The sequence below is a fragment of the Aliarcobacter sp. genome (genome assembly GCF_041672065.1).
GTDB classification, from domain to species: Bacteria; Campylobacterota; Campylobacteria; order Campylobacterales; family Arcobacteraceae; genus Aliarcobacter; species Aliarcobacter skirrowii.
Window position 1 is genome coordinate 59,133 of sequence record NZ_JBAZAH010000002.1, and the last position, 12,729, is coordinate 71,861.

The 12,729-nt window shown below is 30.9% G+C and carries 11 protein-coding genes and 2 tRNA genes; 5 read left to right on the forward strand and 8 right to left on the reverse strand.

The genetic code is table 11. The features are described 5' to 3' along the window. Positions 1–47: 47 nt before the first annotated feature. The 3 genes from WC168_RS00715 (at position 48) to pckA (ending at position 3,723) form a co-directional block, all read left to right on the forward strand. Positions 48–266, forward strand: coding sequence for an OadG family protein (locus tag WC168_RS00715; protein WP_170256942.1), 219 nt, complete (start codon positions 48–50; stop codon positions 264–266). A 6-nt stretch (positions 267–272) separates the two neighbouring features. Then, positions 273–2,081, forward strand: a complete 1,809-nt coding sequence (locus WC168_RS00720; protein WP_372616980.1) for a biotin/lipoyl-containing protein — start codon at positions 273–275, stop codon at positions 2,079–2,081. Between the two features lie 64 nt (positions 2,082–2,145). Beyond that, positions 2,146–3,723, forward strand: a complete 1,578-nt coding sequence (pckA, locus tag WC168_RS00725; protein ID WP_066161294.1) for a phosphoenolpyruvate carboxykinase (ATP) — start codon at positions 2,146–2,148, stop codon at positions 3,721–3,723. A 59-nt stretch (positions 3,724–3,782) separates the two neighbouring features. On the opposite strand, the gene WC168_RS00730 is transcribed toward pckA, so the two are convergent. Next, the gene (locus tag WC168_RS00730; protein ID WP_066161295.1) at positions 3,783–4,814 is read right to left on the reverse strand and encodes a bifunctional 3,4-dihydroxy-2-butanone 4-phosphate synthase/GTP cyclohydrolase II; all 1,032 of its coding nucleotides are present in this window, start codon (positions 4,812–4,814) and stop codon (positions 3,783–3,785) included. A 106-nt stretch (positions 4,815–4,920) separates the two neighbouring features. Between WC168_RS00730 and WC168_RS00735 the strand changes: the two genes are divergently transcribed. Next, positions 4,921–4,995 (forward strand) — tRNA-Gln (locus WC168_RS00735). A 9-nt stretch (positions 4,996–5,004) separates the two neighbouring features. Beyond that, a tRNA-Met gene (locus WC168_RS00740) sits at positions 5,005–5,081 on the forward strand. Between the two features lie 6 nt (positions 5,082–5,087). Here the strand turns inward: WC168_RS00740 and WC168_RS00745 are convergent. The 7 genes from WC168_RS00745 to WC168_RS00775 form a co-directional block, all read right to left on the reverse strand. Next, positions 5,088–6,047 (reverse strand): LPP20 family lipoprotein, encoded by a 960-nt coding sequence (locus WC168_RS00745; RefSeq protein ID WP_372616983.1) that lies wholly within the window; start codon positions 6,045–6,047, stop codon positions 5,088–5,090. Beyond that, the gene (locus WC168_RS00750) at positions 6,048–7,106 is read right to left on the reverse strand and encodes a CsgG/HfaB family protein (RefSeq protein ID WP_129098432.1); all 1,059 of its coding nucleotides are present in this window, start codon (positions 7,104–7,106) and stop codon (positions 6,048–6,050) included. Between the two features lie 12 nt (positions 7,107–7,118). Continuing rightward, positions 7,119–7,631: an LPP20 family lipoprotein gene (locus tag WC168_RS00755; RefSeq protein ID WP_066408690.1), complete on the reverse strand. Its 513-nt coding sequence runs from the start codon at positions 7,629–7,631 to the stop codon at positions 7,119–7,121. 129 nt (positions 7,632–7,760) lie between these two features. Further along, on the reverse strand, positions 7,761–8,441 hold the full coding sequence (locus WC168_RS00760; RefSeq protein WP_372616986.1) for an anaerobic ribonucleoside-triphosphate reductase activating protein: 681 nt from the start codon (positions 8,439–8,441) through the stop codon (positions 7,761–7,763). Beyond that, the gene (gene nrdD, locus WC168_RS00765) at positions 8,419–8,583 is read right to left on the reverse strand and encodes an anaerobic ribonucleoside-triphosphate reductase (protein WP_372616988.1); all 165 of its coding nucleotides are present in this window, start codon (positions 8,581–8,583) and stop codon (positions 8,419–8,421) included. Before nrdD ends, WC168_RS00760 begins: the two co-directional genes overlap by 23 nt. Then, positions 8,561–10,675 carry a ribonucleoside triphosphate reductase gene (locus tag WC168_RS00770; protein ID WP_372616990.1) on the reverse strand — a complete coding sequence of 705 codons (2,115 nt, stop codon included), beginning with the start codon at positions 10,673–10,675 and terminating at the stop codon, positions 8,561–8,563. The genes nrdD and WC168_RS00770 overlap by 23 nt, the downstream gene beginning before the upstream one ends. Positions 10,676–10,823: 148 nt before the next feature. Continuing rightward, positions 10,824–12,729, reverse strand: a 1,906-nt coding sequence (locus WC168_RS00775; RefSeq protein ID WP_372616992.1) for a bifunctional aconitate hydratase 2/2-methylisocitrate dehydratase, incomplete at its 5' end; no start/stop codon positions are given.

Here is a 12,729-nt window from a genome sequence, read left to right on the forward strand (position 1 = left end):
CATTGGGAGACAATATGCTAACCTTGATTGAAGGCTTTTTTATAATTATGGGGATAATTTCTACTTCTTTATTAATTATTGGATTTTTATTAAAAGCAAAAGGTGTAACTTTTGTTGAGTTTTTCCCAAAACCAAAAACTATTGCTCCTCAAAATATAGTTTACAACAATGTAATCTCACAAATTCCACAAAACTCTTATGGAATTGATTCAAAAAAAGTAGCTGCTATTGTAGCTGCAATAAAACATCACAATAATAAAGGTTAAAATTTAATGGCAAAAAAATACATAGATATTATGGATACAACTTTCAGAGATGGATTTCAATCTGTTTTTGGAGGAAGAGTTTTAATGAATGACTTCTTTCCAGCTGTTGAAGCTGCAAGAGATGCTGGAATAACTCACTTTGAATTTGGTGGAGGGGCTAGATTTCAATCTCTGTTTTTTTATCTAAATGAAAATGCATTTGAAATGATGGATAAATTTAGAGCTATTGTTGGTCCTGATGCAAACTTACAGACTCTAGCTCGAGGTATTAATACAGTTATGCTTGATACTGGAAGTAGAGAATTAATTGATCTTCACGCAAAACTATTTGCAAAACATGGAACAACAACTATTAGAAATTTTGATGCATTAAATGATGTTCAAAATCTTGAATATAGTGCTCAATGTATTAAAAATCATGGATTAAAACATGAAGCTGTTGTAACACTTATGGATTTGCCACCAAACTGCACAGGTGCTCATGATGTTCCTTTTTATGAAAAGACTCTAAGAAATATTTTAGATAGTGGATTACCATTTGACTCTATTTGTTTTAAAGATGCAAGTGGAACAAGTAGTCCAAATAAAATTTTTGAAACAATTAAGATGGCTAGAAAACTTTTAGGTGATTCTACTCATATTAGACTTCATACTCACGAAACAGCTGGAGTTTCAGTTGCTTGTTATCTTGCTGCTTTAGAAGCTGGTGCTGATGGTATTGATTTAGCTGCAAGTCCTGTAAGTGGAGGAACAAGCCAACCTGATATTCTTACAATGCTTCATGCAACTAAAGGTATGAACTATGATTTAGGTGGATTAGAAATTGATAAGATTCTAAAATATGAAGAAGTACTTGCAGATTGTTTAAAAGATTACTTCCTTCCACCTGAAGCTACTCAAGTTTCACCTCTTATACCATTCTCACCAATGCCAGGTGGTGCACTAACTGCAAACACTCAAATGATGAGAGACAATGGAACACTTGATAAATTCCCTGAAGTTATTAAAGCTATGCAAGAAGTAGTTGTAAAAGGTGGATTTGGTACAAGCGTAACTCCTGTATCTCAATTTTATTGGCAACAAGCATATGCAAATGTTATGTTTGGACCTTGGAAACAAATAGCTCCAGGTTATGGAAGAATGGTTTTAGGATATTTTGGTAAAACTCCAGTTCCTGCTGATAAAGAGATTATTAAATTAGCAAGTGAAAAACTAAAACTAGAACCAACAACACTAAATCCTTTGGATATTGCTGATGCTGATCCTAAAAAAAGAGTTAGTGTTTGGAAACAAAGATTAGAGATTGAAGGTATAGAAGCAACTGAAGAGAATATTTTTATTGCTGCTGCTTGCGATGAAAAGGGTATTACATATTTAAAAGGAGAAGCTCCTTTAAATGTTAGAAAAAATTCAACAAAAGATGAATCTAGTAAAAAAGGAGAAAAAATGTCAAATGGTAACTATACAGTTGTTGTAGATGGTCAAAGATTTAATGTATCTGTTTTTGATGGCAATGTTCAAAACATTCAAGTAGCTCAACCTGCTGTTCAACAACAAACTGTTCAAAAAACTGAAGTAGTGGCTTCAAAACCTACTTATTCTGGAAATGAAGTTACAGCTCCTGTAAATGGAAATGTATGGAAAATTCTTGTAAAAGAGGGGGATGTAGTTCAAAAAGATCAACAAATAATGATTTTAGAGGCTATGAAAATGGAAATCGATGTCGTTGCAACTGCAAATGGAACTATTAGTAAAATCCTTACAGAACCATCAAAAGCGGTTGATGAAGGTCAAGTTTTAGCGGTTATAGCATAAAAGAAAGTTTTATCTTTTTTTGGATAAAATTTCTTAATTAAAAATTAGAATAGGAATATAAGTTATGTCTAATATTAAAGACTCATTAGGTTTAGAAAACGTTGGTACTATATTTAGGAATTCAGATATTGATTTTTTAATTGATTTTGCGGTTAAAAATGAGGGTGCTAAAATATCTTCAACTGGTGCTTTGATGATTGATACTGGTATTTTTACTGGTAGAAGTCCAAAAGATAAATTCTTTGTTAATCAAGACCCATCAAATAAATATATAGCTTGGGGTGATATTAATAGAAAAGTTTCTAAAGATGTATATGAAGATTTATTAAAACTTTCAAAAAAACAACTTAGCAATAAAGATATTTTTATAACAGATGTTTACTGTGGTTCTTCACTAGATTCAAGAAGAGCTGTTAGATTTGTAACTGAAGTTGCTTGGCAAGCTCATTTTATTCAAAATATGTTTATTCTTCCAACACAAGAAGAGCTTGAAAACTTTAAACCTGATTTTACAATCTATAATGCATGTAAAACAGTAGATATGTCTTATGTAAGTCATGGTTTACACTCTGAAGTTTATGTTATATTTAATGTAGAAGAGAATCAAGCTATTATTGGTGGTACTTGGTATGCTGGAGAGATGAAAAAAGGTGTCTTCTCTATGATGAACTACTGGCTTCCATTAGAAGGAAAACTTCCAATGCACTGCTCTGCTAATATTGGAAAAGATGGTGATACAGCACTATTTTTTGGACTTAGTGGAACAGGAAAAACTACACTTTCAACAGATCCAAACAGAGCTTTAATTGGTGATGATGAGCATGGTTGGGATGATAAAGGTGTATTTAACTTTGAGGGTGGTTGTTACGCAAAAGTAATCAATCTTGATCCAGATAGTGAGCCTGAAATTTTTGGTGCTATTAAAAAGGGTGCTATTTTAGAAAATATTGTTGCAGATGAGAATGGAGTTGTAGACTACTCTGATAAATCAAAAACAGAAAATACTAGAGTCTCTTATCCAATTGAACATATTGAAAATCATGCTCCAACAATGAGAGGTGGTCATCCAAAAAATATTATATTCCTATGTGCTGATGCTTTTGGTGTTTTACCTCCAGTTGCAAAACTTGATAAACAACAAGCTATGTACTACTTTTTAAGCGGTTATACTGCAAAAGTTGCTGGAACTGAAAGAGGAATTACTGAGCCAATCGCAACATTCTCTTCATGTTTTGGAGAGGCTTTCTTACCTTTAAATCCTACAGTTTATGCTGAACTTTTAGGTAAAAAAATAGATGAGCATAATGTAAATGTATATTTAGTAAATACAGGTTGGACAGGTGGTCCTTATGGTGTTGGAAAAAGAATGAGTATAAAAAACACTAGAGCTTGTATTAATGCTATTTTAGATGGTTCTATAAATGATTCAGAGTTCCAAAATATGACTATATTTAATTTAAAAATTCCAAAAACTCTAAAAGGTGTAGATACTCATGTATTAACTCCTAGATATACATGGTCAGATCCACTTGAGTATGACAAAGCAAAAAGAAAATTAGCAGAGATGTATATAGAAAACTTTAAAAAGTATTTAACACTTGAAAGTGAATATGATTTTACAGCTGCTGGACCACAGCTATAATAAAAAATAAAGAGGTTTAATATAAACCTCTTTATTGAAAACATACAATAGAAGGTTTTTTATCCCTCTATTTGTATCTCTTCTAAAATCTCCAAACCAAAACCTTGAAGTCCTACAAAAGAGTGTTTTCCTCCACTTGTCATTAGCTTAATTTTTTTAATTTTTAAAGAGTTTAGTATTTGAGCCCCTATTCCATAGTTTTTTTCTAATTCTTGATTTTTATTTGAGTTATTTAAAAATATTAAAACTCCACCCTTTGCTTGTAAAAAGTTGATAGTTTTTAACATAGAGTTTAATTTATGGTCATTTAAAAATATTTTAATATCAGGTCTTATTGTATGAAATTTTACATGATTTACATCTTCTTCTTTTCCAAAAAGAATAACTGTATGAATATTTTCAAGATGGTCTTTAAACTCTTTTTTAATAGCTTCTTTACCAAAAAATTCGATATTTGAGCTAGAAACTTCACAAACTAAAGTTTCATTTGCAAGTCTATATTCAACTAAATCTGATATATATATCTGTTTTAAATTGTGTTTAGCTGCAAAAATATCTAAATCATCTCTTCTTGCCATTGTTCCATCTTCTTTTAGAATTTCACAAATAACAGCTTCACCTTTTAATCCAGCTAACTTACATAAATCAACACTTCCTTCTGTGTGACCTGTTCTAACTAATACTCCACCATCTTTTGCAATAAGTGGAAATATATGTCCTGGTCTTACAAGCTCTGTAGCTTTTGATATTGGATTTGCTAAAATTTTTATTGTATTGTCTCTTTCTATTGCACTAATTCCTGTTGCTGCATTTGCATCATCAACAGATACTGTAAATGCTGTCTCATAAGAAGATGTGTTTGATGTTACCATTGGATTTAGTTCAAGTCGCTTAGCTGTTTCAAAAGGAACACTAACACAAACTAAACCTTTGGCGTGAGTTACCATAAAATTTACAAGTTCAGGCGTACTTAATGCTGCTGAATATACTAAATCTCCTTCATTTTCTCTATCTTCATCATCAAGCATAATTACCATATTGCCTTTTTTTATCTCTTCTATTGCTTCTTTTACTCTTGTTATTGCATCCATATTATTTTCTCTTCATTTAAATTTTTGCAAATTATATCAAAATAAGTAAAATCTAATATAAAAACTTGACACAACATCGATTTTTTGGTACAATTTCGGTTCTTCTTGGGGTATCGCCAAGCGGTAAGGCAACGGTTTTTGGTACCGTCATTCGAAGGTTCGAATCCTTCTACCCCATCCACTTTTAAATCGCGGAATAGAGCAGCCAGGTAGCTCGTCGGGCTCATAACCCGAAGGTCACAGGTTCAAATCCTGTTTCCGCAACCAACAAGCTTAAAATGGTAGTATATTTTCTTCTTCTTGAAGCTCTTTTAGCTCTTTAATAGAGTTTAATCCTGCATCTTCATAATTTCTTGAACTAGCACCCTTTAACTCAATAACATTTGTTTTAACTTCATGTTTACTAGAATCAAGCAAAGTTACACTTAATATATTTTCAACTATATAAAATCCTTGTGGAGATTTTCTTGAAACTTCTGAGCTTAGATTTAACTCATAAAGCCCACCACTATTTAAAACTTTAAATCCTCTTTTTATAAGACTATCTTTAAATATGTTTTTATATTTTGAAGACTCAAAATCTGAACTTATATAGAAAGTTGTTCTATTTTTCAAGCTATTTACTTCATTTCTTAGAGAGTTTGTTTTTGAAATAAACTTACTATCATATCCTAATGAATCAAGTACTTGAGCTTTATTTGAGCTTGCATAAAACTTATCTAAAAGCTCTTGCTCTTTTAAATATAAATTTAAAGTATCATCAGACTGTTTTTTTACAAAATCAAGTTCACTATAGAGTGCTTCAATATCATTTTTTAGAGTTTGAATCAAATCATCTCTTTTGATACTTACTTGTACTAAATTCTTTCCACCATAATAAACACTATAATCAACCTTGTAATTTTTTAATCCAAGCTCTGCTGTTTGGCTATTTATTTCAGAAGTTGTAGTACTACTTGCGTATTCTCTAAAGTCTCTATATGATTTTTCTGATATTGTTGTATTTGATTTTACTGTAACTAAAAGTCTCGAAGAGAGATTTTCCAAAGCACTTTTTGTAGCTTCATTCAAATTTCTACCCTCTCCTACTCCATAAAGATATATCATACCATTTGGTGTAGGATTTAAGTACCAATTTGGATATCCAGTAGCCTCTTGCTGAGGCTGTGGATTTGTTTTTGAACAAGAAACTAAAAATAGTGCAATTATTAAAAAAATAATTGACTTTTTCATCTATTTTTTCTTACCTTTTGTTTTTGAAGCTTGATTATTTAATCTATTTTGATCATTAATCGCTTCATTTATTCTAACTATTGCTTCATTTATAGTTTTATTTGGTTTTAGAGTTAATCTATCAGCTAAATTATAAAGTTGTTTTGCATTTTCTAATTCACCCTTAGCCTCTTTTATAACACCAAGATCATATGCTGCAACAAAACATTTATCATTTGTTGATGTTAATAAATCACTTAAAATCTCTTCAGCTCTATCAGTTCTACTATGTTTTAAATACTCTAAAGCAGCTTCAAGTTTAGCTGTTTGCTCTTTTGTATAACTAATTTCTGGACTATCTAAAATTACAACATAGAATTTATGAGTTGTTGGAGCAATATTTGGTAAAAACTCTTTTACTACTTCATCTGCCATTCTATCAAATACAACATTTTTTTCTGGCTTCTCCTCTTTTAAAAGTGAAGTAGCTAAACTAATAGCCAAATTCATAGCATCTCCTGAATCCATTGGGCACTCTTTATACTCTTTTTGTTTAATATAATTATTTGTATAAATTAAATCCCCTCTTTCAACATCAACCATAGATAAATTTGCACCTAAAGAGTATCTATAAATGTGACAAGTTACATAATATGCTTGAGTTCTTGTACATTTTTGATCTATACATCTAGTTCTTACCTCTTGAGTAGGTTGAACTTCATCACCTGTATTTACTTTTCCAATAATAAGTGCTTGAGCACCTAAAAGTTCTCCAATTTTTACATTCTCTTTAGTGCTAGCAAGTCCAGAGTATTGAAATTTTTGCTCTTTTAAAATTGTATCAATAGCATTTCTATTTACAATAGTAAAAAATTGCTCATTGTTTACCATAGTGCTATTTAAAGCAGACTCTATTTTTCCACCTAAATGAACTGTATCTTGATTGAAATCCATAACAGCAATCTTCTTTTTAGACGCTGCTCTATCAAGTTTTGCTGGTTTTGTAGTCTCAATTAAAACTTTTTGGCTACATCCAGCGAATAAAAATGCAAAAGCAATTAATAATAGTAAGTTTCTCATGTGTTTTATTCCTTATCTTGAAACACTATCAAATGCTTTATTAATTTCATCGTCAATATTTGCTTTTGGAATAGCAATTAAAACATACAAATCTTTTGCAACTGTATCTTCCCAAGAACTAACTTGTGACGTACCTTTTAGTGTTAAACTTGCAATTTGTCTAATAGCTTGTTCTGAAACTCTATTTACAGTAACATTATCATCTATTTGTCTCTCACTTGCTTCTTCTTGAACTTGTGAAATTACATCAGATTTTAAATCATCAGCCATATTTGCTCTAGCTTTTGCTAATGCTTGCTTTCTTGTAAACTCTCTTCCAAGTTTTGACATAGGAGCAGAAGCACTCGCATATTTTTTATCACCTTTGCTTAAACTATCTAAGTTTCCACAAACCCATAGAGGTGCTTTTAAATTACTAACAATACACTCCTCAGGCGCTAAATTTGCCTCAGGGTCTTTTGAACCACATCCAACAAACAACAATGCAGCCGCAGCTACTGGTAAAATAATTTTCGTAAGTTTCATAACTTCTCCTAATAAAAATTTGACTTTGATTATCTTTGAAATTAACTTAAGATAATATTAAAAGAACTTATTTATTTATTTCACTTTTAATTTGGATAAAAATTAATCCACTTTTACACATATTTAATACTAAGTATCTCTAAACTCTATTTTTAAGATATCTTTTTTGATTAAATCTCTATTTAAATCTCTATTTTGAGTTATATTTCCAAGATTTGATTTGGTTTGCAAAAAGTTTTGTATATAATAAACATTTTTATAACCTATACAAGAAATAGTTTCTATAATTTCGTTTATATTATTTTCATTTAAAAGATTAGTATTTACAGTAGTTCTTAGTTCAAAAGGAAAGTTTATATCTATTAGATATTTAATACTTTTTATAGTTTTTTCATAGCTATCTTTCTTTGTTACAAGTTTATATTTACTCTTGGGTGCTTTAAAATCTATTGATACAAAATCAATAAGATTTAAAGAGATTAGCTCTTTTAATCTCTTTGGATATGTTGCATTTGTATCTAATTTTATTTTAAATCCCATCTTTTTTATCTCTTTACAAAATGGCACTAAATCATACATCAAAGCCTCTCCACCTGATAGTACAACAGCACTTAAAAGCCCTATTCTTGAGCTTAAAAAGTTTAAAATATCATTTGAAGAGTATTCTCCTTGTTTGCTCTTAACTATATTATCATTATAACAATAAGCACATCTTAGATTACAAGAGCTAAACCAGACTACACAAGATAGTTCATTTGTGTAATCTGTTGTAGTAAACTTTGTAAAGTCATAAACAATTTTTTGATTCAATAAATTTAACTCTTTGCTTGTGTTCACCTTTTTTTCCTATATTAAAACTTTCAACTGGTCTATGGTAACCCATAACTCTAGTATATACTATACACTTTGTTCTTTTATCTATATTTTTCTCAAGCAATTTTGTTTTTTCCATCTTCTAGCTCCTTTTTTAAAATTTCATCATCACATTTTGGACAATACTCATATTCGCCATTTAAATATCCATGAATTGGACAAACTGAAAAAAGAGGCGTAATTGTAATATATGGCAATCTAAAGTTTGAAATTACATTTTTTACCATCTTTTTACAAGCTTCAATGCTTGATATCTTCTCTTTCATATAAAGATGTAAAACTGTTCCACCTGTATATTTACACTGTAAATCATCTTGTAAACTCAAAGCTTCAAACGGATCATCTGTATAATCAACTGGAAGTTGCGAAGAGTTTGTATAGTAGATATTTTTTTCAAATCCTGCTTGAATAATATCTTTGTATCTTTTTTTATCCTCTTTTGCAAATCTATAAGTTGTACCTTCTGCTGGTGTTGCTTCAAGATTGTAAAGATTTCCACTCTCTTTTTGATATTGAACCATTTTATCTCTCATAAAATCTAATAACTCTAAAACAAAATCTATCCCTTTTTTTGTTGATAAATCAACACTCTTCTCAAAAAAATTTTGAAGCATCTCATTTATTCCATTTACTCCAATAGTTGAAAAGTAGTTGTTAAAGTGCTTTAAATATCTTTTTGTATATGGATATAAACCTCTATCATACATCTCTTGTACAAAAACCCTTTTCTTCTCTAAACTATCTTTTGATAAGTCCATCAACTCTTCAACTCTTTTATATAAACCTTTTTTATCATTTTTATACAAATATCCAAGTCTTGCCATATTTAAAGTAACAACTCCAATACTTCCAGTCATTTCGGCACTTCCAAAAAGTCCTCCACCTCGTTTTAAAAGCTCTCTTAAGTCAAGTTGAAGTCTGCAACACATACTTCTTACATGTCCTGGTTTATAAGCCTCTTTATTTTCTATTAAATTGCCAAATTCATCTTTTTTATACTGACTTCCAATAAAATTTTGAAAATAGCTACTTCCTATTTTTGCAGTATTTTCAAATAAAATATCTGTATTTTCTCCATTCCAGTCAAAATCTTCAGTGATATTTACAGTTGGAATTGGAAAAGTAAATGGCTGACCTGTTTTATCCCCTTGTGTCATAATCTCATAGTAAGCTCTATTTATAATATTCATCTCTTTTTGAAAATGTTTATATGTAAGCTCTTCAAAAGTTGAAACTCCCCTATTTTTTGCCTCTTTTAAAAGCTCATCATCTTTTAAATCTTTAAATAGATGCTCTTGATTTCGTGTTGGAATTTGATCTTTTAAATCACTAGGAACCGTCCAATCGATAGTTATATTTGTAAATGGACTTTGTCCCCATCGTGCTGGAACATTTAAGTTATAAATAAAGCTTCTTATTGCTTTTTTTATCTCTTTAAATTCAAGTTTATCTTTAAAAACATAAGGTGCTAAATATGTATCAAAAGAGCTAAAAGCTTGAGCTCCTGCCCACTCACTTTGAAGTATTCCTAAGAAATTTGCCATCTGTCCTAAAGCTTCTCTAAAGTGATTTGGAGCCTTACTTTCAACTCTTCCTCGCACTTCATTAAATCCCTCATCAAGTAAAACTCTCAAACTCCATCCAGCACAATAAGCACTTAGACAATCTAAATCATGAATATGAATATCTGCATTTCTATGAGCATATCCTTGCTCTTTTGTATAAATCTTATCAAGCCAATAGTTTGCTATTAATTTTCCAGCACTATTGTTTATAAGTCCAGCATGAGAATATCCTGTATTTGAATTTGCTTTTATTCTCCAATCTTCACCATTTATATACTCTTGTATTGTTTGAGTCGAGTTTACATAAGTTGTATCATCACTAAGTCCCAAAATCTGTTCTCTTTGGATTTTGTGAAGGTGTCTATAGAGCATAAAAGATTTCATAACATCAAAATAGTTTGATTTATAAAGCTCTTTTTCTATTAAATCTTGAATATCTTCAACAACTTTTATATTTTTTGATTCTATTTCAAATAAAACTGATAAAAATATTGATTTATCATAAGATATATTTACACTTTTAAAAGCTTTTTTAATAGCATCTTCAATTTTAAATGCTTCAAAATTAACTTTTTTGCCATCCCTTTTTATAATATATTCTATCATTCAAACTCCTTTTAACCTTGAGAGTTTAGGGGAGTTTTTCTTAAGTAGTAGTGAGGTAAAAAGTCACAAAAGTGTCATTTTTTAAGTAGAGATAAAAAAAGCCCCTAGATAAAATCTAGAGGCTTGAGACTTTTATTTTAAGACAATATTATCTTGAAGTTAAAAGTGTAGTTAAGTGTTCAGATGTCACTTGGTGGAAGTTTAAGTATTTGTAAACTCCATCTTTGTTGCTTTCATTGATTTTTTTAGCAACGATATCTAAATACTCTTGAACAGATGGTAATCTTCCTAAAAGTGCAGCAACAGCAGCAACTTCAGCAGAACCTAAATAAACTTTAGAGTTTTTACCAAGTCTGTTATCAAAGTTTCTTGTAGATGTAGAGAATACTGTTGAACCTTCACTCACCTGTGCTTGGTTACCCATACATAGTGAACATCCAGGAATTTCTATTCTAGCACCTGCTGCTGCAAATGCTGCGTAGTATCCCTCTTCTGTTAATTGAGCTTCATCCATTTTTGTTGGAGGTGCAACCCATAGTTTTGCTTTAGCAACACCTTCACCTTTTAATACTTCTCCTAATGCTCTAAATAACCCAATATTTGTCATACAAGAACCAACAAATACTTCATCAATATTTTTAGGTCTAGAGTCATCAGCTAAAATTTCTGATAATGTTGCAACATCATCTGGATCGTTTGGACAAGCTAAAATTGGCTCTTTAATATCATCTAAGTTAATATCAATTACAGCTGCATATTCAGCATCTGAATCTGGCTCTAATAGTTCTGGTTTTTTAATCCACTCTTTCATCTTATCAGCTCTTCTTTGAAGAGTTTTTGCATCTTCATAACCCTCTTCAATCATTTTTTCAATTAAAGCAATATTTGAAGATAGGTATTCAATAATTGGCTCTTTGTTTAATTGAACAGAACAAGCAGCAGCACTTCTTTCAGCTGATGCATCTGATAATTCAAACGCTTGTTCAACTTTTAACTCTGGTAAACCTTGAATTTCAATAATTTTTCCAGCAAAGATATTCTTTTTGTTTTTCTTAGGAACAGTTAACAGTCCTTGTTTAATTGCATAGTATGGAATAGCATTTACTAAATCTCTTAGAGTAATTCCTGGTTGCATTTTTCCACTAAATTTAACTAAAACAGATTCTGGCATAGTTAAAGGCATCATACCTGTAACTGCTGCGAATGCAATAAGTCCTGAACCTGCAGGGAAAGATATACCAATTGGGAATCTTGTATGAGAATCTCCACCAGTACCTACAGTATCTGGTAAACATAATCTATTTAACCATGAGTGAATAACACCATCACCTGGCTTAAGTGTAACTCCACCTCTTGAGTTGATGAAATCTGGTAAAGTATGTCTTAATTTAATATCAGCTGGTTTTGGATAAGCAGCTGTGTGACAGAATGATTGCATAACCATATCAGCACCAAAACTTAATGCTGCAAGTTCTTTAATCTCATCTCTTGTCATTGGTCCTGTTGTATCTTGGCTTCCTACAGTTGTAGCGATTGGCTCAACATACATACCTGGTTTAATACCTTCAACACCACAAGCTCTTCCAACCATTTTTTGTGCTTGAGTATAACCTTTTCCGTTGTTTGCAGGTTGCTCAGGAGCAATAAATGCAGTTGAAGCACCTAATTTTAAAGCTTCTCTAGCTTTTGCAGTTAATCCTTTTCCAATAATTAAAGGAATTCTTCCACCAGCTCTCATCTCATCTGTTAAAGTATTTGGGCTTAATTTAAATGTAGATACAACTTTTCCATCTTTTAAGATTTCACCAGCGTATGGTTTTAATGTAATAACATCTCCAGTTTCAATACTATCAACATTTGCTTCGATTGGTAAACATCCTGAATCTTCTGCTGTGTTGAAGAAAATTGGAGCAATGATTGAACCAATTACAACTCCACCTGTTCTTTTATTTGGAACACCTGGAATATCTCTTCCCATATGCCATTGAACTGAGTTGATTCCTGATTTTCTTGAAGATCCAGTTCCAACAACATCACCAACATATGCCAAAGGG